The sequence below is a fragment of the Hamadaea tsunoensis DSM 44101 genome (assembly GCF_000428945.1).
Taxonomy (GTDB): domain Bacteria; phylum Actinomycetota; class Actinomycetes; order Mycobacteriales; family Micromonosporaceae; genus Hamadaea; species Hamadaea tsunoensis.
Window position 1 is genome coordinate 137,392 of the sequence record NZ_AUAX01000009.1, and the last position, 26,349, is coordinate 163,740.

Genomic DNA, 26,349 nt, shown 5'->3' on the forward strand with positions numbered 1-26,349 from the left:
TGCTCGCGTGATCCGACTTGTGTGGGAGGCGTTGCGGGGCCGCCGGGCCCAGGCCGCCACGGTGTTCGCCCTGACCGGGCTGGCCGTGGGGACCGCCGCCGCCGCTCCCTGGTACGTCTTCGCCACCGCGGAGCAGCTCACCGGCCGGTACGTCGCCGACGCGCCGGTCGCCGAGCGCGTCGTGCACCTGCGCGGTGAGCGTACGAGTGGGGACGGGCCGGTCGACCCGCACGACGTCCGGGCCCGGGTCGACGCGATCGTGGGCGGCCACGCCGGGCCGGTCTGGGCCGGCCGGGAGCTCACCGGCAAGGTCATCAACGCCGGCACCGCGGCGGCCGGCGACGACGCCCCGGTCCCGACCCGCCTGCTGTCCCGCGACGGCGTCTGCGACCAGGTCGTCGTGCAGGGCGCGTGCCCGGCCGGGCCGGATCAGGCCATGATCACTACCGCCTTCGCCCGCGAACGCGGGATGGCGGTCGGCGACTTCCTCTCGTTCAAGCCCGAGGACCACCAGGTGCTCGGCCGGTACCGGATCACCGGGATCTACCGGCCCGCCGCCGACACGGACGCGTACTGGGCGGGGGTGTGGGCGCATCCGGACACCGAGCTCGACCCCGTCTTCACCACCGCCGAGGGGATCGCCGCCGTTCCGTCGGTCACCCCGGTCACGATCGTCGATCTCTGGCTGACCCCCGGCGCGTACGCCGACGGTCTCGGGCCGCGCCTGCGGGATTCGGCGGGCACGGCCGACGGCTGGAAGCTGACCGTGGACACGGCCGTCGGCGAGGTGCCCGTCCGGGCCGCCAAGGCCGCCGGGACCGTCAGCGCCGCCGTCGTCGGCGCGACCGGGCGGTTCGTGCTGCTCGCCTGGTTCGCGCTGCTCGTGGTCGTCCGGCACACCGTCACCGACCGGCGGCACGATCTGGCCCTGGTGAAGCTGCGCGGCGTACGCCGATGGCGGACCTGGACGCTGACCCTGGGCCAGGCGTTCGCCACGATGCTCAGCGGGGCGCTGGCCGGCACGGCGCTCGGTGTGGCGGGCGTCTGGCTGCTCGTCGGCCCGGTACGCCGTCCCGACGACCTCGCTCTCGCGCTGCCGCAGAGCGCCGCCCTGTTCGGCGGGGTGCTCGCGGCGGCGCTGCTGCTGGCCTGGTTCTCCGAGTTGCGCTCGCTCCGCTCGCCGGTCGTCGAGCTGCTGCGCTACGTCCCGCCGAGGGCTCGCCGCCGGGCGGCCGACATCGCCGAGATCATCGTCGCCCTGCTGCTCGGCATCGCCGTCTGGCAGCTGTCCGCGGGGAACCGCGGCGGCAGCGTCGCCGCCACGATGGTTCCCGCGCTGGTCGCCATCGCGGCCGGCCTGATCGCCGCGCGGTTCGTGTTGTGGCTGGCCGGGGCGGCCGGCCGGGGTGCGATGCGGACCGGGTCGCTGGCGATCGCGCTCGCTGGGCTGACCGTACGCCGCCGGCCGACCCTGCGCTGGGTGGTGACCCTGATCGTCGTGGCGGTCGCCGGGCTGGCCACGGCCGCGGGCGAGATGATGCGCGCCGACGCGACCGCCCGCGTACGCGCGGAGCAGCAGCTCGGCGCCGACCGGGTGCTCTCCGTAGGTGCGCCCAGCCGGTCGGCGCTGCTCGCGGCGGTCCGCCAGGCCGATCCCGACGGCCGGTACGCCATGGCCGTCAGCGCCTTCCCGCACGCGACCGGGTTCTCGGCCGGGCTGATCGCGGTGGACTCGTCCCGCCTGGCGAACGTGGCCGCGTGGCTTCCCGGGTACGGTCCGCGTCCGGCGGCGGCCGACGCGCCCGACCCCGGCGTGATCGTGCCGGACGGGCCGGTGACGCTGGACGCCTCCTTCGACCCGCGTACGCGACCGGACGGCCTGCTGATGAAGCCCGGCGAGAATCCCAGCGTCCTCGGTACGCCGATCCCGCCGCCGTCGCACGTGGACGCCGACGTCTACGTGCGCCTCGATCTCGTCGGACCCGCCGGGGAACCGTTCTCGGTGGCGTGGGGGCCGCTCGCATCGGGCCGGGAGACGTATGCGGCGAAGGTCGAGGGCTGCGGCGGGGGCTGCCGGTTCGTCGACCTGGCGCTGTTCACGAAGCACGCGGGCGGGTTCGTCCAGGCGCCCTGGGGTACGCAGGTCGTGCTGCACGGCCTGGCGGCCGCGGGCAAGCCGCTCTTCCCGGCCGCCGCCTTCACCGATCGGACCGCGTGGAGCGCTCCGGCCGCGACCGGCGCCCAGGCGTTGGAGATCGCCGCGACCGCGAGCGGCCTCGCGCTGACCGTCCCGCCCGGCTGCGGCCCGCGCGGCGCGTGCCCGCTGTCCGTCCTCCGGCCGGCCGCACCTCTCGCCGCGGTCGTCGCGGGACCCGTCGGCCGCAGCGGCCGCAACGCCACTCCTGTGCTGAAGCTGTCCGGATCCGGCGGCATCCCGGTCGAGGTCGCCGGCCGGGCGCCTGCCCTGCCGCGGGTCGGCGCCGACGGTGCGCTCGTCGACCTCGCCCAGCTCGACGCGGCCCTGCCGAGCACCGCTCCCGGCGAGCAGATGGAGGTCTGGCTGGCCGCGGGCGCCCCGAACTCCCTAGTGGACTCACTGCGGCAGGCGGGCCTGCAGATACGCGGCGAGCGTACGGTCGGCGCGATCCAGCACGGCCTGCTCGACCAGGCGCCCGCCCGCATCCGCCAGTTCCAGCTCGGCGTCTTCGCCCTCGGCGTCCTCATCGCCGCCGTCGCGCTGCTGCTCGCCGCCGGCGTCGAGCGCGCCGACCGGGCCCGCGAGCTGTCCGCGCTGCGCGTACAGGGGTTGCGGCTGCGGGAGGTCCGCCGGTCGGGAATCCTCGGGTACGCCGTACCGGCCTTCATCGGCATCGTGGGCGGCATGATCGCCGCGGCCGCGGTCGGCTGGCTGCCCGCGACCTCGCCACCGCTGTTCGCCGACGACTGGAAGGTGTTGAGTCCGCCGTCCGGCGCGACCGCCGCCGGTCTCTGGCTCGCCGCGGGGGCGGCCGCGATCGTCGTGGCGGCCGCGCTCGCGTACTCGGCCCGGCGGCTCGTCCGGGCGTCCGTTCCCGGAGTGCGAGGAGTCCGATGATCGCGATCGTTGCGGCGGCGCTACGTGCCCGCTGGGGGGCGTACGCGATGATCGCCGCGCTCGCCTGCGGCATCGGTGCACTGGCGGCGGTGGGTGCGGCGTATCCGCGTACGGTGGCCGACCGGATCGCCGCGGCCGAGATCTCGACCGCACCGCTCGCCGACCGGTCCTTCCTGCTCACGGCGGACAAGCTCGGCGGCGGCGAGGGTACCTTCCAGAACCTGGCCGAGACCGCGCGGGCGCTGCCGGACTTCACGACCGTCTACGGCGCCTCGTTCCAGGTGTTCGGGGTGGATCCGAAGCTGCCGGCCGTCCTCATGTACCGCGAGGGATTCTGCGCCCGGGTACACCTGACCGCCGGCCGGTGCCCGCGCGGTGCCGGCGAGGTGATCGTCCCGGCGAGCGACGCGGACCGTCTGCACGAGACCGTCGGTACCCGGCTCGACCTCCTGGAGGCCCAGCTGGGCGAGAAGGGCCAGGCCCTGCCGGGCGACCTCGGTACGCAGCCCGTCGACGTCGTCGGCGTCTACGAACCGATCGACCCGGGCTCCGACTACTGGGGCGTCCAGCGGGTCTTCGGCGCCGACGCCCGCCTCGGTACGCGTGGCCCGCTGCTCACCCTGCCCGACACGCTCGGCATCGTGCCGCACGCCGCCGAGGGCTACACGATGGACGTCCAGCCCGGCCGGTCGCTGCTGATCACGGGGGACTGGGCCGCGCTGGAGCACCGGGTCGGCTCCGGCAGCATCGTCCTGACCGGCAAGGGCCTGCCCGAGCTGATGGGGCGGATCGCGGCGAAGCGGACGTTCGTGGAGATCATGACGCCGGCCGTCGTGCTGCCGGTCCTCGGCCTCGGCTGCTGGGTCCTCTTCCTCGCGATCGGTACGCGGGTCCGCGCGGACGGCCCCGAGAGCGGGCTGTCGGCGCTGCGCGGGTTGCCCGTCGGCCGCCGGTGGTGGCTGGCCGTCGGCGCGCCGCTGACCGCCGTCACGATCGCCACTCCGCTCGGCGCTCTGGCCGCGGCGATCGCGACCGGCGGCTTCGACACCGAGATGCTCCGGGCGGCCGGACTCGCGTACGCCGCGGAAGTGGTCGTGATCATCCTGGCGACCAGCGGGCCGCTGCGTTCGGGCCTGGCCGACACGCTGCGCCGGCTGAGCTCGCCGCGCGGCCTGCGGTTCCCGGTCCTGGAGGTGCTGCTGCTGGCGCTGACCGCGGCGAGCCTGGCGCAGCACGCCTCGGGCGACACGACGGGTATCGGGATCTTCGCGCCCACGCTGCTCGCGGTCTCGCTGGCCGTCATCGCGGCCCGCCTGCTCGCGGTGCTCGCCCGGCCGCTGGCCGGCGGCTCGCTGCGGCGCGGCCGGCTGGTCCGCGGGCTCGCGCTCGTCGTGCTCACCCGCCGCCCGTCAGGCCGGCAGCTGCTGGCCCTCACCGGCGCCGTCACCGCGCTGTTCGCGCTGGTCGTGAGCGCGGTCAACGTGGCGGCCACCGCGCGCGACAGCCAGGTCATGCTCTCCGTCGGCTCGGCCCGCGTCCTGAAGGTCCAGGGCGACGCCGCCCAGGTCCTCACCGCGGTACGCACGCTCGACCCGGACGGGAAGTACGCGGTGGCGGCCGGCACGATCGGCACGGGAAGCGGGACGCTGGCGGTCGACCTGAGCCGCAGCGGACTGATCGACTGGCCGGAGGCGGGGCGGGTGGGCACGGCCGCCGGGGCCGCCACCGACAGCGGCGAAGCCGTCCAGCCCGGTGCCGAAGTGCTCCTCCGGGCGGTCACCAACGTTCCCGGTGCCGCCTCGCCGAAGGCGTCCATCGTGCTCAGCATGGCCGTCGAGACGTCGAAGCACACCTTCCGGGACCTGTCGCTCGGCGTACTGCGGAAGGGCACGGCCACCTACACGGGCCGCGTACCCGACGAGTGCGAGGGCGGCTGCCGGATCGCCGGGCTGTGGGCGGTCGCGCTCGGCGGCGGCGCCTGGGCCGAGGTCTCCCTGGAGACGCTGACCGTCGGCGGGCGGAAGGCCGACCTGTCCGGCTGGCACCTTCCCGGGCAGACGGGCGACCCGATGGCCTGGTCGATCGGCGACCTCGCGAGCGCGCCGTCGAGCTGGATGCTGCCGGCCGATGTGCCCGTGCAGCTGCCGGTCGCGTACGCGCGTGCCGACGAGGCGACGCTCAAGATGCTGGTCCTGCCGATCCGCGGCGCCGACCGGCAGGGCACCCCGGTGACCGGGGCCGTCGCCGAGCAGGCCCTCCCCCGCATCGGTACGCAGGGAGTCCTCCTCGATCTCGAAACCGCCCTGCGGGCCTCGGTCGGCGGCGTGTACACGACCGGCATGCAGGTGTGGCTGACCGCCGACGCGCCGGCCGACGTCGCGGACCGGTTGACGGCGCTCGGCGTACCCGTGGTGGGGCAGGAGGATCGCGCCGCGGTGCAGGCGGCCGCCGACGGTACGCCCGCCGCCCTGACCCTGCGCATGCAGATGCTCGCGGTGCTGGTGGCGCTGGTCCTGCTGGTGGTGGCCCTGACCAGCGCGGCGGCCGGTGACCGGCGGATGCCGGAGCTGGCCGCGTTGCGCGTGGCCGGCCTGCCCGAGCGCACCGTACGCCGTGCGGTCCGCCGTGCCCACCTGTTCGTGCTCGCCGCCGGGGTGCCGCTGGGCCTGGCCGCCGCGGCGGTCGCCTGGGCGGTGGCGCGGTCGGCGCTGCCGATCGTCGAGGGCACGCCCTGGCTGCCGGTGCCCGGCTGGCCCGCCCCCGCCTCCGTCCTGCCGCCCCTGATCGGGGCCGTAGCGCTTCCGGCGCTCGCGATCTACCTTGTGTTCGCGGGGCGCCGCACCTCATCGGCACGTCCCCTCAAGGAGAAGAAGTGACTGAGCACGCTGGACTCGCCGTCGCCTGCCGTCGCGTCGTGCAGATCTACCGGGGTGAGGGCGGCGACGTGGTCGCCCTCTCGGGTGTCGATCTGACGATCTCACCCGGGGAGATGGTGGCCCTCGTCGGGCCGTCCGGCTCCGGCAAATCCACCCTGATCGCCCTGCTCGGCGGCCTGCTGCGGCCGTCGGCCGGCCGGGTCACCGTGGGCACCTACGACATGGGCCGGCTGACCGACCGGGAGGTCTCCCGCCTGCGGGGCACCCGCATCGGCATCGTCCTGCAGGGCGCGGCCCGCAACCTGCTCCCGTACGCCTCGCTCTACCGCAACGTGTGGCTGGCCCAACGGCGGGCGGCCGCGACCTCCGGCATCGCGCTCGAGGATCCGGAGCGGGTGCTCGACCTGGTCGGCCTGCCCGGGCAGGGCAAGGCGCGGCTGAGCGACCTGCCGCCGGGCGCCCGCCAGCGGGCCGCCCTGGCCGTCGGCATCGCCGCCTCGCCGGGCCTGCTCCTGGTCGACGAGCCGACCAGCCAGCTCGACACGGCCGGCCGCGACGAGGTGATCTCGGCCCTGGAGACGATCAACGCCGAACGCGGAACGACTGTGGTCGTCGTCACCCACGACGGCGAGGTCGGCGCCCGGCTCGGCCGGGTCGTGACGATCCGCGACGGCCGCGTCGGCGCCGAGGGCCGCAACGGCCAGGACTTCGCCGTGGTCGCCGGGGACGGCACCGTCCAGCTGCCGCCGGAGGTGCTCGACGAGTTCCCGCCCGGGACGCTGTTCACCATCGATCACGCCGACGGTGGCACGGTCACGCTGGTGGTGGGGGCGTCCGTAAACTAGGGCCATGACCGATCCCCGCAACGACCCGCTCCGCAACCCGTCGATCTTCACGCGCGGCGCGGTGGACCTCGGTGCCCTGCGCCCGGCGAGCCCGCCGCCCGCGCCGGCCGAGGACGACGAAGCACCGGCGGAGTTCACCGGTACGCCGCGTTTCGGCAGCTCGGTGGCGCTCGACGTGACGGTGGCGACGTTCCAGCAGGACGTCGTCGAGCGGTCGAAGACGATCCCGGTCGTCCTGGAGTTCATCGCCAGCGGTCAGTACGCCGGCGATCCCGCTCTGGAGCAGTTCGCGGCGGACGGATCGTTCCTGCTCGCCCGGTCGGACGTACGGACGGATCCGCAGCTGGCTCAGGCCCTGCGGATCCAGTCCCTGCCGACGATCTTCGCGTTCGTGGGCGGGCAGCCGATCGACGGCGTACCCGGCCAGCTGCCGGAGGCCCAGCTGCGGCAATGGCTCGACGCCGTGCTCCGCGCGGGCGGCGTCGAGGTGGCCACGCCGGTCGACCCGCGCCTCGACGAGGCCGACGACCTCCTGATGAGCGGCGACCTCGACGCGGCCGAGCGGGCGTACCAGAAGATCCTCAACGAATCGCCCCGCGACGCGGCCGCCGAGGCGGGCCTGGCCCAGGTCGGCGTGGCCAAGCGGCTCGTCGGCGTCGACTACGCCAGCGCGGTCGCCGAGGCCGACGCGAACCCCGACGACCTGGAGAAGCAGCTGATCGCGGCGGACGTGCTCGTCATGTCCGGCTCGGCCGACGAGGCGTACGCGCGCCTCGTCGCCGTGGTCCGCCGCAACTTCGGTGAGGACCGCGAGAAGGTACGCCGCCACCTAGTCTCTTTGTTCACCATGGCAGGGCCGGACGATCAGGCGGTGATCGCCGCTCGGCGCGCTCTGGCCGGCGCCCTTTATTAAAGGTGACATTGATGGCTACGCTCGGTTGATGCGCCGGATCGCCGTGCTCGACGCGCCGACGAACCTCGGCCTGCGTCCACCGACACCCACGTCGGTGCCCGGCTGCGCGAAAGCGCCCGGAGCACTCCGCGATCAAGCCCTGCTGAGCAGGCTCGACGCCCGGGACGCGGGCTGCCTGACGCCGCCCCGGTACGACCCGGGCGACTGGCGTCCCGGCGACGGGGTGGCACAGGCGGCCCAGATCTCGGCGTACGCGTTGCGCCAGGCCGACCGCATCGGGGCGATCGTCGACGGCGGCGAGTTCCCGCTGGTCCTGGGCGGTGACTGCTCGGTGCTGCTCGGTTCGATGGTGGCGATGAACCGGCTCGGCGCGGAGGTCGGCGGGCGCATCGGCCTCGTCTTCGTCGACGGCCACTCGGACTTCCGCCACCCCGGCAACGCGCCCTACGTCGGCGCCGCGGCGGGGGAGGACCTCGCCCTCGTCACCGGCCGGGGCCAGATGGAACTGGCCGGCATCGAAGCCCGCCGCCCCTACGTACGCGACGCGGACGTGGTCGTGCTCGGCATCCGGGAGCGCGACGAGTACCGGATGGACCTGGCCGCCGGGCAGTTCGCCGTGCGTACGGCGACCGTGCTGCGCTCCGCGGGACCGGCCAAGACCGCGCAGTGGGCCCGTGAACAGCTGTCCGGCTGCGCCGGCTACTGGGTGCACATCGACGTGGACGTCCTCGACCCGGACGTGATGCCGGCGGTGGACGCGCCCGACCCCGGCGGCATCGCGTTCACCGAACTCGAACAGCTCATCGCCGGCCTCGTGGCCTCGCCGGAGTGCCTGGGCCTGGAGCTGACCGTCTTCGACCCCGATCACGACCCCGACGGCGCGTACGCGCGGGAGATCGTGGAGACCATCGTGGGAGGACTGTCGCCGCTGCGGCGTACGGCCCCGCCGCGACGGGGGCGGGTGCCGTCCCAGCGCCCCGCCAAACTCCCCAAGAGCGCGGCTTCCTGAGGGCCAACCAAGATCAATTTCAAGATCTTTCAAAGGCTTTTGTCCCGGGTTCGTCGATCTCGCTTCCGCTCCTCCCGCGGGAGACCGTTGCGCCCCTATCGCTTCGCTCCGGGGACTCCACTGCCAGGTTTGTGGGGCGACGCATCGTTCACCGTCGTCCGGTCACCGTTGCACCCCTCACCCCGGCCTTTGTCGCGACTGTCCGATATGGCGGCCGGGTGGGTCGGCTGGTCGGTGATTGTTCGCGGCTGGGATGTAGTTTCCGGGCCCATCCTCTCGATCCATTGCGGCCGAGATGTAGAGAGGCCGTTTTCCTGCATCCCGACCGATGTGGATCGAGGGGAGGGGCTCGTTTTTACATCTCGGCTGTTGTGGATCACGTCCATGCCGTCCTGCTTCCAGTCGTTGTCCGTGATGCGGGAACGATCTTCCGTCAGGCGGACACGGCGCACTGATTTCTTGATCGTTTACGGCTGAGGTGTCAATCCGGCCCGATCTGCATGATCAATGACGCGTCAGGTGTAGCAGAACCCGGTCGGCGCGCTCCAGAACCGTAAACGATCATGCGCCGGGTGGACGTTTCGACACCACATCCGTAAATGATCACCCCACTGACCGCCGCTCAGCACCCATATCGGACAGTCGCGACAAAGCCGGAACCGGCCAGGGTGGGACGGTGGCGCCGATCTTCAACGTGGTCGACGATCTTGCGCGAATGCCTCGAATTTCGTCCGATACACCCGAAAAGCCCGGACATTCGCGCAAGATCGTCGACCGTGACGGGCACAAGTCGGATAGTCGGGACAAAGGCCGGGCGGAGGGTGGGGTGAGGCTGGGTGGGGGTGGGGTGGGACGGTGACCGAACCGCGGTGGATGATGCGTCGCCCCACTCACCTGGCAGTGGAGTCCCCGGAGCGCAGCGATAGGGGCGGAACGGTCTCCCGCGGGAGGAGCGGAGGTGAGATCGACGAACCCGGGCCACATGTCCATAAAATGATCTTGCTCTACTCCCGTCGGAGTACGGCGAAGAGACGCCAGGGGGACGACGCAGACCCCCACCCTCCCGCGCCACTCTCGATGTATCGAAGGCATATCGAGGGAGGAAACATGATCACCGCGTTCGCGACCCACGCCTATCACGGCGGCGGCTGGTGGTTCTTCGCACCGTGGCTCTGGATCCCGTTCTGGTTTCTCATCTTCTTCGTGATCCGGGGGCTGTTCTGGCGGCGGCACCGCCACCACCACGGCTACGGCTGGGGGCCGGGCTGGCACGGCGGCGAGAGCGATCCCCGTGTGATCCTCGCCCAGCGGTACGCCCGCGGTGAGATCAGCGAGCAGGAGTACACCGAGCGGCTGGCCGTGCTCAACACGCCGCCGGCGAACCCTCGGTAGCGGGACGGGCGTACATGCGAGGCAGGATGGTGGGCGTGACAGGATCTCGTCGGCACCGCTTCGGCTTCGGCTGGCCGTTCGGGCTGATCCTGGTGCAGCTCGCCATCGCCGCCATGCTCGCCTGGCACCTCGGCACCCATGTGACGTGGCCGCAGGTCGCGTTCGTCGTCGCCGGCCCGGTCGCGCTGCGTATGACGTTCCACCGGCCGTTCCTGGCGGCGACCATCATCGCCGCGATCGACGTCACCGCCGTGCTCGTGCACGTCCCGATCCAGCCGCTGCTGCCGAGCACCGTCGTCGCCGTGGTCGGGCCGATCGCCCGCGCCCGGCGGGAGGCGTACCGGCAGTGGCAGGCGGAGGAGCAGCTCCGCCGGGTCGAGGAGGGGCGGCGCAAGGAGGCCGACGAACGCGTACGCATCGCCCGCGAGCTGCACGACATCCTGGCCCACAGCTTGTCCCTCATCAACGTCCGCGCCTCGGTCGCGCTGGAGATCCTCGAAACGCACCCCGCCGAGGTGCGCCCCGCGCTGGAAGCGATCAAGCAGGCGAGCCGGGACGGGCTGACCGACGTCCGCTCGGTGCTCGCCGGGCTGCACGGGGGGCAGGCGCCGCGTACGCCCGCCCCGGACCTGTCGCGGTTGGACGATCTCGTCCTGCAGGCGCGGGCGGCCGGGCTCAGCGTGAACGTCGAGACCGTCGGCGTACGCCGTGCGCTGCCGGCGGCCGTCGAACTGGCCGCGTACCGGATGGTGCAGGAAGCTCTGACGAACGTGATGCGGCACAGCGCGGCCCGGGCGGCCGACGTCGTCATCCACTATGGAGAGAAGATGCTGAGCATCGGAGTCGCCGATCCCGGCCCGGCCCAGCCCGCCACCGAACCCGGCGGCGGCAACGGTCTCATCGGCATCCGGGAACGCGTACGCGCCCTCGGCGGCACCGCGACCGCCGAGCCGGACGGGCACGGCGGCTTCCGCGTACTGGCGATGATGCCCTCATGATCCGGGTGCTCCTGGCGGACGACCAGGCCCTGGTACGCGCGGGCTTCCGGGCCCTGCTCGACGCCCAGCCGGACGTGACCGTGGTGGGGGAGGCCGACAACGGCGCGCGGGCGCTGGACCTGGCCCGCGAGCTGAAGCCCGACGTGGTCCTCATGGACATCCGCATGCCGGTGCTCGACGGCCTGCTCGCCACCCGCCGCATCGCCGGGGACGCGACTCTCGCCGACGTGAAGGTCATCATTCTGACCACCTTCGAGCTGGACGAATACGTCTTCACGGCGCTGCGCGACGGCGCGGCCGGCTTCCTCGTCAAGGACACCGAACCGGCCGACCTCGTCCGGGCGGTACGCGTCGTCGCCGCCGGTGAAGCGCTGCTCTCCCCGGGGGTGACCCGCCGCCTCATCGCCGAGTACGCGATCCGCTCGCGGGCGCCCCTCCCGCCGACCGGCCACCTGGACGCGCTGACCGACCGCGAACGGGAGGTCGTCACGCTGGTGGCCCTCGGTCTGTCCAATGAGGAGATAGCACGCCGTCTGGTGGTGAGCCCGCTGACCGCCAAGACGCACGTGTCCCGGGCGATGATCAAGCTCGGCGCCCGCGACCGCGCTCAGGTGGTCGTCGCCGCCTACGAGGCCGGCCTGGTCCGCCCCGGCTGGATGGACTGACTCCGTTCCACGTACGCGCCGCCCTGATCCCGCTCGGATCCCGGGTGGGCGGCGGCAAGGGTCATTGACGTAGATGAAAACCCCTGCTAGAAAGATCTTGCTGCGCGGGACCACATCACCCCCTTCTTCCTCGGAGGAAATCGATGCTGTCTCGTCGTTCTCTCATGCGCAACGCCGTCATGCTCGGCACCGGCGCGACCCTCGGCGGACTGGAACTCCTCGATGGAGCCCCCGCCCTGGCCGTCGCCACCCCGACGATCGCGAGCTGCGCCACCTGGGGCGCCCGGGATCCCTCGTCGGCGCTGACCCTGCTGAGCAACAACCCCAACAAGATCCTGATCCACCACACCGACACCCCGAACCAGTCGGACACCTCGCAGGCCGCCGCGTACGCGCTCGCCCGGTCGATCCAGAACTACCACATGGACACGAACGGCTGGTCGGACACGGGGCAGCACTTCACGATCTCGCGCGGCGGCTATGTCATGGAGGGCCGTCACTACAGCCTGTCGAAGCTGACCGCCGGCAGCGGCATGGTGCAGGGCGCGCACTGCCCGGGGCAGAACACGCAGGCGATCGGCATCGAGCACGAGGGCACCTACATGACGGTGACCCCGCCCGCCGCGCTGTACAACGAGTCGGTGGAGATGTGCGCGTACATCTGCACGAAGTACGGGATCGCGCCGACGGAGATCTACGGGCACCGCGACTTCTACGCGACGGACTGTCCCGGCGACGCGTTCTACCCGATGCTCCCGCAGCTGCGCCTGGACGTGGCGGCGAAGCTCGCGGCGTGGACGCTGACCGTCGACAACACGTCGAGCGGCTTCCGGGCCAGCGCCAACTGGGGCACGTCGACCTACTCCACGCAGCGCTACGGGACCGACTACCGGTACGCGAACCCCACCCCCGCCAGCGACGCGGCCTACTTCAGCGCGACCCTGCCCAGCGCCGGCAGCTACAAGCTCGAAGTCTGGTACGCGGCCAACAGCGGCTACAACGCGACCACGCCGCACGTGGTGTTCGCGTCGACGGGCAACCAGACGGTGACCGTGAACCAGACCGCCAACGGCGGCAAGTGGAACAGCCTCGGCACCTTCTCGTTCAACGCCGGCGCCCAGGATCTCGTGGCCGTCAGCCGCTGGACCTCGGGCACCGGCTACGTCATCGCGGACGCGCTGAGGATCACCAAGGTCTGAGCCGTCATCAGGCCTAAGCGGGTGTGATGTCGGCCCGGAGGCGGCGGGCCTCGTCCTGGTACGCCGAGGCGAGTTCCCGCTGCCCCGCCGCGTGATGCAGCCGGCCGAGCTGTTCGGCCGTGTCGGCTTCGGCGCGGCGGTCGCCGAGGCGCTGGTAGATCCGCAGCGCCCGGAGCAGCCGGTCGGCCGCCACCTCCGCGGGCTGGTCGAGCCGGCCGAGTTCCACCAGCGCGTACGCCTCGCAGTGCCGGTCGCCGATCGCCGCGAAGTAGTCCAGCGCGGAGGTGAGCAGCGTCATCGCCTCCTGCGCCCGGGCGTCCTTGCGGGCGGCGACACCCAGGTGCCGGTGCAGGTGGGCCTGCCGATGCCGGTCGCCCGACTTCTCGGCCAGCACGAGCGCCTCGCGCAGCCAGGTCTCGGCCTGATCGAGTTCGCCCCGGGCCAGCCAGACCTGCCCGATGGCCCCCCGCGCGTACGCCTCGCCGCCGAGGTCGGCACTCTCCTGATAGGACTCCAGCGCCCGCCCGTAGTACTCGGCGGCCAGGTCGAGATCGCCCCGGATACGGTGCACCGTGCCGAGGCCGGAGAGCGCGGCGGCCACTCCGGCCGGGCGCCCGAGCTGCGCGAACAGCAGCCGGGCCCGGCCGAACGCCGCGTCGGCACTCGCGTACTCGTCGCGGTAGAGGTGCAGCTGCCCGAGGCCGCGCAGGGTCACCGCGGTCCCCAGCTGGTCGCCGACGCGGCGGCTGATCTCCAGCGCCGCGGCGTGCGACGCCTGCCAGACGTCCGCGTGCCCGCCCAGGTCGCACCACGGCAGCAGGGTCAGGGCAAGCTCCCACGCGAGGTCCGAGCGGTCGAGCCGGCCCGCGATCTCGATCGCCGTCAGCAGCGTGCGGTGCTCGGCCGCGAACCACGCGTCGCCGTCCACCGGCGCCGGCACGGGCGGCGACCATCGAGGCGCGACCACCACGCCCGGCCCGAAGGGGCTCGGCGGCAGCGTCCGCGCCGCGCGCTCCGCGAGGCACAGAAGTCCACTCAGGACACGCGCGAGCCCCTGTCCGTCGAGCTGTCCCGGCTGCGCGTCCGCCAGCATTCTCACCAGCACGGGTACGCGATATCGGCGCTGACCGAGATCGTCGGTGCCCGCGTCGGCGACGAGCCGGGCGGGCACCAGCCGGCCGAGCTGATCCTCGCCGGAGTTCAGCAGGGCACCGGCGAACCAGGCCGGCATCGTCGTCTCGCCGAAGGCGGCCAGCCCGCGCAGCACCACGGCCGCCTCGGCGGGCAGCTGCTGGGCGTTGGGCGGGGCGATCGGCACGGCCGCGGCGGTGTCGGCGGCCAGCAGCTCGGCGTGCAGCCGGCGCAGCTCCGGTCCCGGCCCGACGCCCAGTTCGTCGGCGAGCGTACGGCTGACGTCGGCGTACACCCCGAGGGCGTCGGCCTGCCGGTCGGCACCCATGAGCGCCCGGATCAGCAGCGCCCAGAACCCTTCCCGCAGCGGATGCTCGGCGGTCAGCCCGCGTAGCTCGGCGATCGCGTTGGCCGTGTCGCCCAGCCGGATACGCAGATCGAACAGCTCCTGCAGGGCACCCATCCGGCGCTCGGCCAGCTGATCGAGCTCGACCCGCCAGACCGGACTCGCGGGCAGGTCGGCGAGCGGCTGCCCACGCCAGAGCCGCAGGGCGCTCTCGACCGTACGCAGCGCCTCGGCGAGATGCCCGAGGCGGCGCAGCCGGGCGGCCTCGTCGGTGTCGCGCAGGAACCGGGCCGCGTCCAGCTCGGCGGCACCGAGGACGGCGGCGTAGCCGGGCGGGTACCGGACCACGTGATCGTCGCCCAGACTCGTACGCAGTCCGCTGACGTAGGTCTGGATGTTCGCGGCCGCCGACCGGGGTGGATCGGCCGGCCAGAGCACCTCGATCAGGCGGTCCACCGACACCGGCCGGTCGGGTTGCAGCAACAGGGTCGCCAGCAGCTGGCGTGGCTTCACACCGTTGATCGCCACGGGCCGGTCGGCGTCACGGACCTCGAACGGCCCGAGCAGGCGGAACTGTAGTCCCACCCGGCCGAGCGTACGGGAGGCCCCTCGGCCTTTCTAGTGGCGGTTGTAGCCGAAATGGAGAACTCCTGTAGGTGAACGGATGACTCTGTTGCGTACCCCCGCGCAGCAACCGGTGGTGAAATGGGTCGGCCCCGGCGCCGACCCGCTGCTACGTTGACGCCATGCCCTCGGTACCACCCCGCTCCATCCGGCGCGCCCACCGCATCCTGCTCGGGATCGTCGTCGCCGGTCTCCTGGACATCGCCGCGATCCTCGTCCTCTGGCGGCACGCCGACGCCGTGTCCCCGCGGCTGCTGGACATCCTGCTCACTCCTGACCAGACACCCGCGTTGCTCGCCGGCATCCACGAGGACAGCCAGCCCGCGCTCGTCCTCGGCGGCGCGGCCGCGGTCGTCTTCGGGCTCGTCCTGCTCCTGTTGTGGCGCCGCGTCTCCGTCGCCCGGCCGCTCGGTCTCGTCGCGGCGGCCGTACTCGTCTCGGTGCAGGTGTGGCTGCTCGTCGGTAGCGCCAACCTCACCGCCGGCGAGGCGATGTCGCCCAACACGGGCTTCGGCCCGGAGGCCGCCCGCCAGGTCAACAGCCTGCTCATCCCGGTCTGGTTCTCGATCGTCCACTGGCTCACCGGTGCGGCGCTGCTCGTCGGGGCCGGAGCGCTCTTCTTCATGCTGATCTCCGAGACGACCAAGGATTTCCTGGAGTCGGCGCAGGAGGAGAGCCGGGCCGAGGAGGTCCTGGACCTCACCAAGCTCCGCCGCACCTCCTGACCGCTCAGGACTCGTCGAGGATCGCGGCGAACCGGACCTCGGCCAGGTCGAGCTGATCGAGGATGTGCTCCCTCGCGCCCGCGCTCAGCGGCGTGTCCGGCCGCCCCACGAGTTCCCGCAGGATCGGCACCAGCGGCCGGTACTTGCGCGCCGAACTCACCACCTTCGGCCCGGTCGCGTGGATGACGCCCACGCCGTTGTCGGTGAAGTCCGAGATCTTGATGACCCGCGCCCACGGGTCCCGGTCCAGCGCCGCGGCGACATGCTCCCGGTACTGCTCGTGCGCGTCGCGGTCGGGCGCGTACCGCGGGTTGGTCACCGAGGCCACCAGCGTCGCGACGCGCGGCCCGAACTCCCCGGCCAGCCGGGCGAGCGCGGCCTCCCGGGGCGGTTCACCGTTCACGGGTACGCCGGCCAGCGCGTACGGCTGATCTTCGACGGAGTCGTGCAGGAGAGCCGCGATGAGGACGTCCGGATCGTCGATGCCGTAGTAGTGCTTGATCCGGATCGTGACGCGCAGCAGGTGATTGAGGTAGGGCTCCCGGATGCGCCGCTGCTCGGCGTGCAGGCGGGCGGCGAGGTCGAGGGCGGCGGTCAGCCGGGCGCGGTCGTGTTCGGGCAGGTCGGCGATCTCCAGGGCGAACCGGCCTCGCAGGCCGGCCTCACCGTAGACCTCGGTGACGGCATGCAGCGGCATGGTCGCGAGCGCTCGCCCGGGGGCGCCAGGGGTGTCCACCATGCCCTGCTGTATACCGGATCATCGCTCGATGCGTCTCACCGGTGTCAGCGGGGCGACGGCAGATTCCGTTCCTCCGTACGCGGCCGCGGCGGCCGGGCGGAGACGCGGACGACCGGTGGGAGCGGGCCGCCCCGGAACTCCTCCTGCGTCATCGCCTGCAGAGCGCTGACGGCCAGCGCCAGGATCAGGACCGCGGCGGCGGCGAAGGTCGGCACACTCAGCACGGCCGGGGTCAGCCCGGCGCCGGGCGGCACGACCGTGCGGTCCAGGGTGACGCGTACGGCCGCCATCGCGGTGTAGTGCATGCCGGCCACGGCCAGCGCCATCAGGAACGACGTGATCAGCAACGGGCGCCAGCCGCGTACGGAGACGGCACACCAGAGGGCCACGGTCGCCGCGGCCACCGCGATCATCACCGACGCGATCACCAGCGGGCCGTCGAAGCTGACCTGGCCGGCGACGTGGACGGCGTACACGCCGATGTAGTGGGTGGCGATGAGGCCGGTGCCGGTGAAGAAGCCGCCGAGCACGATCCGGCTGGTTCGCGGCCGCCCGTTCACCACGAGGAACAGGCCGCCGCCGACGGCCGCGAGGGCCAGCAGGAAACTGGCCGCCGTCGGGCCGGTGGCGATGCGCAACGGGCTGGCGGGAACGTCGAAGCCGAGCAGGGCCATGAAGTGCATGAGCCAGACGCCGGCCCCGCCGATCGCCAGGGTGCCGAGGGTCAGCCAGCGGAACCGCCGGCCCCGGGAGGCAGCCGTACGCGCCCGCGAAGTGCAGGTCAGACCGGTGAGTGAGCCGGCGAACCCGAGCACGACGGCGAGCACCGGAGTGAGCCACCCGTACGCGAACTGGTGAATCTCGGCCATGCCGACATTGATCCATGTTTCCGCCGGGCGGGGTCGGACATGCTGTGCGCTCGGTCCCGCCCTGGTGCCCCGCGAGGGTCGCCGCGCTCCGGGCCGGCCGGTCCGGTCAGGCGGCCTGGGTGTACCAGGCCTGCATCGAGGACGCGGCCGACGGGAACGCGACGTCGGAGTCGACGCGCCAGGCGCTCTCGCGGGCCCGGATGATGGCCCGGGAGACGGCACCGTAGCGGCGCTCGTCGTCGCAGTAGTAGAGCTGAATGGTCAGGCCCCGGTAGTCGGCCCACAGTTCGTAGGCCCGCGGACGCCGCAGGAAGAAGCCGACGGCGACCCCGGCCAGGATCACGACGGCCACGATCGCGCCGAGTACGCCACCCGGCTGCAGTTCGCGGGCGAACAGCCCGGTCAGCGCGATCCCGCCGGCGGCACAGGCCCCGGCACGCAGCGCCATCGGGTGGTGGGGGCCGCGCACCGTGCGCAGGTTGTGCAACTCGGTGACGTCGAACCGGCGCTGACCGACCACGAACCACCGGTCGGTGACTCGGACGCCGGGCAGGTTCAGGTGCTCGCCGGCCAGCGGGGTGCCGTGCCCGGAAGGGGTAGCACGACGGGTGGGGTGCATGGGTTGCCTCCGTTGTCGGCTGAAGGGGGCTGGCGGAGTGGGTGAAGCTGCCTGATCTCGATGCACGGTGGCGCATCTCGATAAGCACATTGTCTAAGTGACTGCCATCGTAGGGAACTGTTTCAATCTGCCACCTGGCCAACTGGCACTTCGCATGCCAGCGCCCAGCGTGTGGCCGGTTGAAACGCCCCAACGAGGGACATCAGCCGCCGCCCCCAGCGACTCGGAGCTGTGGAATTTTCCGGTCATTCCCGGTCGTACGCCAACGCGTGGTGCATTCCGGCCTACCGTCGTGCCGCTACCGCGAGTTACGGTGTCGAGGCTGGTCAGGGACCCCGATCGCCCACCCCCGGGCGGCACCTGGCCCGCGCCGTCGCCTCACCGACGGTGGCACACCGGGCGATCACAGTACGGCCAGGGCCACAGTGTGAACCGGGGAACCCAGTAATCGGGGCGAATCCACCGATGGTGGTAGTGCCAACTTCCGCCCCGGGCCGCCAGGACCATCGCGGCCTCCTCCGGTAGACGGCGAGCCACGCGTCCGCGCAGGCTCAGGAAGAAAGGTCGCCGACCCTTTGCGAAGCCAACGACGGGGTCTGCGGTTCGCCGTACCCCTGTTCGCCGCGCTCGCGCTCTTCCTCATTCCGGGAATGGCGCAGGCGGCACCCTCCGCGGCAGAGCTGCAGGCCCAGATCGACCAGGCATCGAAGAAGCTCGAACAGACCGTCGAGCTCTACGACAAGAGCACCGAGCAGGTCAAGGCGGCACAGAAGCAACTCGACCAGCTCAACACCAGTCTCGGGCCGCTGCTGCAGCAGCGCGATGTCGCCCGGGCAGCCGTGACGCAGGTGGCCGTCTCGGCGTACACCGGCAGCGGCGAACTCGCCACGGTCAACGCCCTGCTCGGCAACGATTCGCCGACGACCGTGCTCGATCGCCTCGACACGCTCCAGCAGATCGCCGTGGAGCAGACCGATGTGATCAACGCGTCGCGGGACGCGGGCGACAAATACGACGCCCAGAAGGCGGCCCTCGACCAGACCCTCAACGACCGCAACGCCGAGGTCGCCCGGCTCACGGCCATGAAGACCCAGATCCAGGCGGACCTCAAGAAGCTCGAAGCCCAGAAGAAGCAGCTGTACGGGAGTGCGACCAGCTCCGGCGGCGGCCGCTACACGGGCAAGATCCCGGCGATCTCGGGCAAGGCCGGCATCGCGGTGCGGTACGCGTACAACGCCATCGGCAAGCCCTACGAATGGGCGGCGGACGGCCCGAGCAGCTACGACTGCTCCGGTCTCGTCCTCGCCGCCTGGCGGGCCGCCGGTGTCTCGCTGTACCACAACGCGGCCACACAATGGGACGAAGTCGCCCACATCCCCAGATCGTCACTGCAACCAGGCGACCTGGTCTTCTATGAAAGCCTCGGACACGTGGCCATCTACGTAGGCGGCGGCCAGGTGATCCACGCCCCCACCTTCGGCGACCACGTACGCCTGGCCAGCGTCAACATGATGACCCCATACGGCTTTGGCCGAGTCAGAGCGTAAGCACCCGCACTCGGCCGCGACGTCCGGCAGTGCAAGATCCGCAAGCGCGAAGCGTTTGAGGATCTTGCACTGCCGGACGTCGCATAAGGGCCGATGTGCCCTCGTCTCGCCCGAAGGGCGAACGGGCAATAACCTTCCCAGCAACCACCCCGGGGGGAAGCGCGCCCATCGGTGGCCGCAACCACCGGGGGAAGTAACCACCCATGGCCTGAACCACGAATGGCCGCCACCCCCACGGGCAGCGGCCATTGCGGACAGGATGTTTAGGCGGCTTGGAGGCCTTCGGCTCGGGCCAGTTCGCGGAGGCGGCCGAGGGCCTGGATCTCCAGCTGGCGGATGCGCTCGCGGGAGAGCGAGAAGCGTGAGGCGACCTCGGTGAGCGAGTGCTCGCGGCCGTCCTCCAGGCCGTAGCGGGCGCGCATGATGCCCGCGGACCGGTCGTCGAGGTGGTTGAGCAGGCCCTCGATGCGCTGCCGCTCCAGTGCGGAGAGCACGATCTCCTCGGGGCTCGGCGCGTCCGAGTCGGCCACCAGGTCACCCAGGTTGGTGTCGCCGTCGTCGCCGACCGGCGTGTCCAGCGAGACCGTGTCCTGCGACCAGCGGATCAGCTCGGTCACCCGCTCGACGGGCACCTGCAGGGCCGCCGCGATCTGCGCGGGCTCGGGCTCCGAACCCAGCTCACGAGTGAGCTGACGGGCCACGTTGCGCATCCGGTTGACGTCTTCCACCAGGTGGACCGGCAGCCGGACCGTACGCTCCTGCTGGGCGATCGCCCGGCTGATCGCCTGGCGGATCCACCACGTCGCGTACGTCGAGAACTTGTAGCCCTTGATGTAGTCGAACTTCTCCACCGCCCGGACCAGGCCGGTGTTGCCCTCCTGGATCAGGTCGAGCATCGGCATGCCGGAGCGCACGTAGCGGCGGGCGATCGAGACCACCAGTCGCAGGTTCGCCCGGATGAACAGGTCCTTCGCCCGGTTACCCTCGGTGATGAGCAGTTCGAGGTCTTCGCGGCCGACGCCCTTCGGCTGCTGCCCCTCTTCCAGCCAGTGCTCGGCCAGCAGGCCGGCCTCGATGGACTTCGACAGCTCTACCTCCTGCGCCGCGTCCAGCAGCGGCGTACGGGAGATCTCGTGCAGGTAGACGCCGACGAGGTCACGCTCCTCGGCCACCTGGTCGGTGCGCAGGATCGTCATGTTCTCCACGTTCGGGCCCCTCCCCCGTAATTGCCGCAGCGGTCTGCGGTACTGACATCTGCGTAACAGATGACCGACGGAGCTGATTCCTTCTCGCCGATCTGAAAGTGTCACAGCTAACTGTGAAACCCCTGAAAGGCACATGCGACTTCGCTGATCAGCGAGGTACGCTGCGTCGTCCACCACCCGGACCGGCGCTCAGCTCAACGTCGTGTTCGCCTGTTCCATTCCACCTGATCGGGGTCGACGGCACAGCGACCCAGGTCACTGCGTACCTGCGATCCCGGTCACGTCGGCCCTTCCGTGCGCTGTCTCTTGCGGTATAGACGCGCTGACGGCGGCTCCGGGTTGCCATCTCCCCGGTACGAGTGACACGGAGTAATCAAAACGATGTTGTTTTAGGCAACTAGGTAGACATAGTTGCTATCGCTCGCGTACCCCTGAGCTGGGGAGATGCTCACGACCAGTGATGCCGGGGCAGGGGGCTGCCTGCGGCCGACCCTCGGTGGTGTGTATGTTCACAGTGGACTCGGAAGCGGCTTCAGCGGGCGCGGACGGTCTTCCACGGCATCCGGGTGACCGCCCGGGTGCCGTCTGTCTCTAGAGACTCGCCGGTCGGTCGAACTCACCCGCCCGTACGCCGGCGACGAACTCGCGCCAGGACTCGACGCCGAGGCTGATGGACAGCTCGGGGATGTTCGAGTTGCGCAAGCCGACGTTCTCCAGATCCAGCTCGGCCACTTCGACGCAGGAACCGCTCTCGCACTTCGTGCTGCGTCGCCAGGCCGTGACCCGTTCTGCGGTCACGCTGCTTCCTTTCCCGGTCCACTATGTAGGTTTTCCTCGCATATGCCGGTCTACTGCCATATGCAAAGACACAAGTACAGACGCCGGGATGAAAGATGTCAAGGCGCCAGGCGGCGATGCGCCAGGTGGCGATCAGGGTCCCGGCGCGCTTCGCGGTACCGTCGCTGATCAGGGATGATCCTTATCGGATCCGAGCATGCACCTGGTGCGCCGTGTGAGCATATAGATCCACACAGTGACAACCATCCGTGCGCGAGGTAGGCTTTTCGTCAACAGCTGTCAGATAGCGTCAACTAGCCAGGTGGCCATCTGCCGCCACTGCGAACGGACGCCGTCGGATCTGCGGAACGCCGCAGATGGACTTGGTCGCATCTGGAAAGACGGCTTCGGCTTGGGGGTGAGACGCGATGGCACCTGTCGCTCAGGGACCGACCATCGCCCGCCGTCGGTTGTCCAACGCTCTGCGAGCGGCCCGGGACGGTTCCGGCCAGACGCAGGAGCAGGTCGCCGGCGCGCTCGACTGGTCCATCTCGAAGATGATCCGGATCGAGAACGGCAAGGTGAAGCCGACCGTCACCGACGTGAAGGCGCTCCTTCAGCTCTACGGCGTACGCGAGATCGACCGCGTCGACGAGCTCACGGCGCTCGCCCGGGCCAGCCGGCAGCGGGCCTGGTGGGCGGAGTACCGCGACCAGCTTCCGCAGGGCTTCGCCGATTACGTCGCGATCGAGGCCGACGCGAGCGACCTGATGTTCTTCCAGCCGCTCTACATTCCCGGCCTGTTCCAGACCGAGGCGTACATCTGGGACGTCATGCGCAACCGGGTGCCCGAGGACCTGGCCGACGCCGACAAGCCGATCCGTGTCCGCGTCCGTCAGCTGCGCCAGCAGCACCTGCTGTCCGGCCCGCGGCGGCCGAAGATCGACGCCGTCATCGACGAGTCCGCGCTGCGCCGGGTCGCCAGCAATCCCGCCGTCATGCGGGATCAGCTGCTGCACCTGGCCGGGCTGGGCAACGACCCGCTGATCACCCTGCGGGTGCTGCCGTTCGAGGCGGGCGTGGCCGTCGCCATGAGCTCCTTCATCATCGTGCGGTTCCCCGGCGACGATCCCGACGTCGTCTACTACGAGAGCGGGATCGCCCACACCGCCATGCTGGACCGCAGCGACCCGGCGCCCTATTGGTCGGCGTACAACAAGCTGGTCGCATCGGCGATGTCGCCCACCGATTCACTCACGTTCATTGCGAAGGTCGCCTCCGAATACCGCTAGCGGAGCCGTGTAACACTCGGGACATCGACGAAACAGGCAAAGGTGGTGTCGATGTCCAGACAGGAACTGCCGAAACGGGGGGAGTGGCGGCGGGCGCGCGAATGTGAGTCGAGTTCGTGCGCGGAGGTACGGCGTGACGGGGTGACGACTCAGATTCGCAGCTCCCTGGAGCCGGAAAAGGTCGTGAGCCTCACGGCCGACGAGTGGGCGGTCTTCCGGGCCGGGGTGGCCGCCGGGGACTTCGACGAGATGTGACGGTCGAGCCCCGCGGCGGCCGGGCCGTCAGAGGGCGACCAGCATCTTGCCGGTGTTCGCACCACGCATCAGATCGATGAGGGCCGCAGGGGCATTCTGCAGGCCCTCCACGACGGTCTCCTCGGCGATGAGCCGCCCGTCGGCCAGCCACGATCCGGCCTCGGCGAGGAAGTCAGGCATGAGCGCGGAGTGGTCGTTCACGATCATTCCGCGCAGTGTCAGCCGCTTGCCGATGGCGAGCGCGAGGTTGCGCGGTCCCGGCTGGTCCTCGTTGTACGCCGAGATCGCCCCGCACAGCACGACCCGTCCACGAAGGCGCAGCCGGCTGATGGCGGCCTCCAGATGGTCCCCGCCGACGTTGTCGAAGTAGACGTCGATCCCGTCCGGGGCGGCCTTCTTCAGGGATTCCGCGACCGGTGCGGCCTTGTAGTCGAACGCCTCGTCGAAACCGAGGCGTTCGGTGAGATGGCGGACCTTGGCCGGCGTACCGGCGGATCCGATGACCCGGGACGCGCCCTTCAGCCGGGCGAACTGGCCGACGAGGCTGCCGACCGCACCCGCCGCTCCGGACACGAAGACGGCGTCGCCCGGCCGGAACTCGCCGACCTCCAGCAGGCCCGCGTACGCGGTGAGGCCCGGCATGCCCAGCGCGCCCAGGTAATGCGTCAGGCCGAGGGCCGGGTCGACCTTCCGGAACCGGTCGGCCGGGGCGGTGACAAGGTCCCGGAAGCCGAAACCGTGCAGCACGAAATCGCCGGGGGACAGTCCCGGCGCGGCCGAGTCGACCACCTCGCCCACGGCGCCGCCGTCCATCGGCCGGTCGAGCTCGAAGGGCGGCACGTAGGACTTCACGTCGTTCATACGCCCGCGCATGTACGGATCCACCGACATGTAGAGGTTGCGGACGCGTACCTCGCCGGGGCCGGGCTCGGGGACGTCCGTCTCGACGAGGCGGAAGTCGGCCGGTGTCGGCCAGCCGTTCGGGCGCGCGGCCAGGTGGATCTCGCGGGAGAGCATGGGTTTCCTTTCGGGGACGGGCATTACGCGTCGGCGAGGGTTCGGGCCAGGTCCTGCAGGGTCTGCCGGAGCCGCCGCAGGTCGGCCGGATCGAGTCCGGTCGCGTCCGCCAGCTGCCCCGGTACGCCGAGCGCGGCGGCGCGCAGCCGTCGTCCGGCCGGCGTCAGGGACACCACGACACTGCGCTCGTCGTCCGGGCTGCGCTCCTTGACGACCTGGCCGGCGGCGACCATCCGCTTCAGCAGCGGCGAGAGCGTCCCGGAGTCGAGCATCAGGGCCTCGCCGAGCGCCTTGACGGTCACGCCGTCCGGATCCGCCTGCCAGAGAACCAGCAAGACCAGGTACTGCGGGTAGGTCAGGCCCATCCGGTCGAGGATCGGGCGGTAGACGGCCGTCACCGCCCGGCTCGCCGAGTACAGGGCGAAACAGACCTGGTTGCGCAGGGCCAGTTCCTCGGCGCCGCGTTCACCACTCATGACCACCACATTAAGATTTACTTTGGTTGTGCACAATGCAAACCCGTGACCTGCGGCGCGGGCCACAGTCGCGAAACTCCTTCGCCAGGCCGGTTGTCTGGCGTCGATGTGTCCGGAACACTCTCCTCCGTGTGGCTTCCCGTCGGTACGGCCCTGAGTGGGCGCTACGTGCTGACCGGTCCGCTCGCCATGGGGGGCGTGTCGCACGTGTACCGGGCGGTCGACACCGTGCAGGGCGTGACACGGGCAGTGAAATGCCTGTCCGGGCGCGCGCATCAGCGCAACGCCGTCCCCGAGCTGGTACGCCGGGAGGCGATGATCACCACCCGCCTCCGGCACCCGAACGTGCCGAGGGTCTACGACTACGGCGACGTCGCCCTGCCCAACGGCTCGACGATCGGGTTCATGGTGCTGGAGCTGCTCCAGGGCGAGTCGCTGTCGGCTCGGATGGAGCGCCGCATCCTGCTGAGCTGGGATGAGGCGACCCGCATCGCGGCCAGCATCGCCGACGTCCTCACCGTGGCGCATCGGCGCGGAATCACCCATCGCGACCTCAACCCGGACAACGTCATGCTGACCCCCGCCGCCGTGAAGATCATCGACTACGGGCTGGCCCGGTCGACGGACGACGGTGTGAGCCGGGCCGACGACGTGTACGCGCTGGGCGTGCTGCTGTACCGCATGCTGACGGGCGGCTCGCCGTACCAGACGCGCAGCATCGGCCGGCCGCGTCGCGGGCTGATCCCCGCGAGCCTCGCCCCGGTCCCGGTCCTCGCCGTTCCGGGCCTGCCGACCGCCCTCTCCGATCTCGTCCGCGCCTGCATGGACAAGAGTCCGCCCAACCGCCCGTCCGCGCGGGAGGCATCCATCACCCTCTGGCGTCTGCTCACGCCGATTCAGGTCGGCGGGAACTAACCTTGCGGGCTGGCCGACTACGAAGGCGTACGCGGCCACGGTGGCCGGAGTGAGGGGGAGAGCGGTGCTCGCACGCAGGATCGCGGCCGGGGTGGCCGGTGTCGTCATCGGTGGGGTCGCGCTGGCCGGATCGGCTTTCGCGCACGTCGAGGTCGAAGGCAAGCCCGCGCAGGCGCTGGCCAAGAACGCGCAGGTGAGCTTCTCCGCCGAGGCCGAGAACGGCTCCGCCGGCATCAAGTCGGTCCGGGTCGTGCTGCCCACCGGCATCGCGCCGGCCGACGTCACCTACGTCTCCGGCCCGGCCGGCTGGACCTTCGCCGCCACCGCCGACGGCTACACCGTGTCCGGCAAGGCGCTGGCCGTGCACAAGGACGCCGCGTACGCGATCAAGATCCGGCAGCTGCCCGCGGCGGCGAGCGTGGCCTTCAAGACGCTCGTCACCTATGACAACAATGCGGTGGACCGGTGGATCGAGCTGCCGACGGCGGGCGACCCGAGCCCGGACCACCCGGCGCCGCTGCTGAAGCTCGCGGCCGCCGCCCCCGGCGCGTCGCCTGAGCCGGCCGTGCTGATCAGCCCGTCCGCCGCGGCGAGCCCGTCGACCGAGTCGGCCACCGTCCCGTCGCCCTCGACGACGGCCGACAAGGCCGCGGCCGAGGCGAACTCGCCCGCGGGCACCAGCGTCGCCACCTGGGTGATCATCGGCGCTTTCGCGGTGGTCGCGGTCGCGCTCGGAACGGTGCTGGGCCGCCGCCGCGCCGCCGCCCGCCAGCGCTGACCCCAACCTCGGCACCACCCACCCGGCACACCTGCCGCCGTGG

At 71.4% G+C, this 26,349-nt stretch carries 23 protein-coding genes; 15 read left to right on the top strand and 8 right to left on the bottom strand.

Annotated elements, in window-relative coordinates:
* The first annotated feature begins 7 nt into the window (after nt 1–7).
* From G401_RS0118480 to G401_RS46630, 9 genes are all read left to right on the top strand, one after another.
* Nucleotides 8–3,094, top strand: coding sequence for an FtsX-like permease family protein (locus G401_RS0118480; protein ID WP_157545854.1), 3,087 nt, complete (start codon nt 8–10; stop codon nt 3,092–3,094).
* Nucleotides 3,091–5,970, top strand: a complete 2,880-nt coding sequence (locus tag G401_RS0118485; protein ID WP_027343682.1) for a hypothetical protein — start codon at nt 3,091–3,093, stop codon at nt 5,968–5,970. Before G401_RS0118480 ends, G401_RS0118485 begins: the two co-directional genes overlap by 4 nt.
* A complete protein-coding gene (locus G401_RS0118490; RefSeq protein ID WP_027343683.1) occupies nt 5,967–6,815 on the top strand; it encodes an ABC transporter ATP-binding protein in 849 nt (282 codons plus the stop codon). Before G401_RS0118485 ends, G401_RS0118490 begins: the two co-directional genes overlap by 4 nt.
* 4 nt (nt 6,816–6,819) lie before the next feature.
* Nucleotides 6,820–7,728, top strand: coding sequence for a tetratricopeptide repeat protein (locus tag G401_RS0118495; protein WP_027343684.1), 909 nt, complete (start codon nt 6,820–6,822; stop codon nt 7,726–7,728).
* A 25-nt stretch (nt 7,729–7,753) separates the two neighbouring features.
* Entirely contained in the window at nt 7,754–8,737 is a 984-nt protein-coding gene (locus G401_RS46620; protein WP_084557323.1) for an arginase family protein, read from the top strand.
* 1,107 nt (nt 8,738–9,844) lie between these two features.
* A complete protein-coding gene (locus G401_RS56780; protein WP_027343685.1) occupies nt 9,845–10,129 on the top strand; it encodes an SHOCT domain-containing protein in 285 nt (94 codons plus the stop codon).
* A 35-nt stretch (nt 10,130–10,164) separates the two neighbouring features.
* Nucleotides 10,165–11,127: a sensor histidine kinase gene (locus tag G401_RS46625; protein ID WP_051366813.1), complete on the top strand. Its 963-nt coding sequence runs from the start codon at nt 10,165–10,167 to the stop codon at nt 11,125–11,127.
* Nucleotides 11,124–11,792, top strand: coding sequence for a response regulator (locus tag G401_RS0118515; RefSeq protein WP_027343686.1), 669 nt, complete (start codon nt 11,124–11,126; stop codon nt 11,790–11,792). Before G401_RS46625 ends, G401_RS0118515 begins: the two co-directional genes overlap by 4 nt.
* A 164-nt stretch (nt 11,793–11,956) precedes the next feature.
* Nucleotides 11,957–12,991: a golvesin C-terminal-like domain-containing protein gene (locus G401_RS46630; RefSeq protein ID WP_245601764.1), complete on the top strand. Its 1,035-nt coding sequence runs from the start codon at nt 11,957–11,959 to the stop codon at nt 12,989–12,991.
* Between the two features lie 13 nt (nt 12,992–13,004).
* Here G401_RS46630 and G401_RS0118525 read toward each other — a convergent pair whose 3' ends face one another.
* The gene (locus G401_RS0118525) at nt 13,005–15,053 is read right to left on the bottom strand and encodes a BTAD domain-containing putative transcriptional regulator (protein ID WP_027343687.1); all 2,049 of its coding nucleotides are present in this window, start codon (nt 15,051–15,053) and stop codon (nt 13,005–13,007) included.
* Between the two features lie 161 nt (nt 15,054–15,214).
* Between G401_RS0118525 and G401_RS0118530 the strand changes: the two genes are divergently transcribed.
* Entirely contained in the window at nt 15,215–15,817 is a 603-nt protein-coding gene (locus G401_RS0118530; RefSeq protein ID WP_027343688.1) for a hypothetical protein, read from the top strand.
* A 4-nt stretch (nt 15,818–15,821) separates the two neighbouring features.
* Here G401_RS0118530 and G401_RS0118535 read toward each other — a convergent pair whose 3' ends face one another.
* From G401_RS0118535 to G401_RS46640, 3 genes are all read right to left on the bottom strand, one after another.
* Nucleotides 15,822–16,556 carry an HD domain-containing protein gene (locus tag G401_RS0118535; protein WP_034592137.1) on the bottom strand — a complete coding sequence of 245 codons (735 nt, stop codon included), beginning with the start codon at nt 16,554–16,556 and terminating at the stop codon, nt 15,822–15,824.
* 44 nt (nt 16,557–16,600) lie between these two features.
* Nucleotides 16,601–17,425, bottom strand: a complete 825-nt coding sequence (locus tag G401_RS46635; RefSeq protein WP_051366814.1) for an MHYT domain-containing protein — start codon at nt 17,423–17,425, stop codon at nt 16,601–16,603.
* A 106-nt stretch (nt 17,426–17,531) separates the two neighbouring features.
* Nucleotides 17,532–18,044: a DUF6232 family protein gene (locus G401_RS46640; protein ID WP_051366815.1), complete on the bottom strand. Its 513-nt coding sequence runs from the start codon at nt 18,042–18,044 to the stop codon at nt 17,532–17,534.
* A 575-nt stretch (nt 18,045–18,619) separates the two neighbouring features.
* On the opposite strand from G401_RS46640, the gene G401_RS0118550 reads away from it, so the two are divergent.
* Nucleotides 18,620–19,591, top strand: coding sequence for a C40 family peptidase (locus G401_RS0118550; protein WP_027343690.1), 972 nt, complete (start codon nt 18,620–18,622; stop codon nt 19,589–19,591).
* 263 nt (nt 19,592–19,854) lie between these two features.
* Here G401_RS0118550 and G401_RS0118555 read toward each other — a convergent pair whose 3' ends face one another.
* Both G401_RS0118555 and G401_RS0118560 read right to left on the bottom strand, forming a co-directional pair.
* Nucleotides 19,855–20,787: a sigma-70 family RNA polymerase sigma factor gene (locus G401_RS0118555; RefSeq protein WP_034592225.1), complete on the bottom strand. Its 933-nt coding sequence runs from the start codon at nt 20,785–20,787 to the stop codon at nt 19,855–19,857.
* Between the two features lie 600 nt (nt 20,788–21,387).
* The gene (locus G401_RS0118560) at nt 21,388–21,594 is read right to left on the bottom strand and encodes a DUF397 domain-containing protein (RefSeq protein ID WP_027343692.1); all 207 of its coding nucleotides are present in this window, start codon (nt 21,592–21,594) and stop codon (nt 21,388–21,390) included.
* 407 nt (nt 21,595–22,001) lie between these two features.
* Between G401_RS0118560 and G401_RS0118565 the strand changes: the two genes are divergently transcribed.
* Both G401_RS0118565 and G401_RS58345 read left to right on the top strand, forming a co-directional pair.
* Nucleotides 22,002–22,865, top strand: a complete 864-nt coding sequence (locus G401_RS0118565; RefSeq protein WP_027343693.1) for a helix-turn-helix domain-containing protein — start codon at nt 22,002–22,004, stop codon at nt 22,863–22,865.
* 51 nt (nt 22,866–22,916) lie between these two features.
* Nucleotides 22,917–23,120, top strand: a complete 204-nt coding sequence (locus tag G401_RS58345; protein ID WP_157545858.1) for a DUF397 domain-containing protein — start codon at nt 22,917–22,919, stop codon at nt 23,118–23,120.
* A gap of 27 nt (nt 23,121–23,147) precedes the next feature.
* Here the strand turns inward: G401_RS58345 and G401_RS0118575 are convergent, their stop codons facing one another.
* Both G401_RS0118575 and G401_RS0118580 read right to left on the bottom strand, forming a co-directional pair.
* A complete protein-coding gene (locus tag G401_RS0118575; RefSeq protein WP_034592140.1) occupies nt 23,148–24,137 on the bottom strand; it encodes an NADP-dependent oxidoreductase in 990 nt (329 codons plus the stop codon).
* A 23-nt stretch (nt 24,138–24,160) separates the two neighbouring features.
* Nucleotides 24,161–24,613: a MarR family winged helix-turn-helix transcriptional regulator gene (locus tag G401_RS0118580; protein WP_034592144.1), complete on the bottom strand. Its 453-nt coding sequence runs from the start codon at nt 24,611–24,613 to the stop codon at nt 24,161–24,163.
* Nucleotides 24,614–24,742: 129 nt separating this feature from the next.
* On the opposite strand from G401_RS0118580, the gene G401_RS46645 reads away from it, so the two are divergent.
* Together G401_RS46645 and G401_RS0118590 are read left to right on the top strand one after the other, a co-directional pair.
* The gene (locus G401_RS46645; protein WP_051366816.1) at nt 24,743–25,528 is read left to right on the top strand and encodes a serine/threonine-protein kinase; all 786 of its coding nucleotides are present in this window, start codon (nt 24,743–24,745) and stop codon (nt 25,526–25,528) included.
* A gap of 64 nt (nt 25,529–25,592) precedes the next feature.
* On the top strand, nt 25,593–26,306 hold the full coding sequence (locus G401_RS0118590) for a DUF1775 domain-containing protein (RefSeq protein ID WP_027343696.1): 714 nt from the start codon (nt 25,593–25,595) through the stop codon (nt 26,304–26,306).
* The last annotated feature ends 43 nt before the right edge of the window (nt 26,307–26,349 follow it).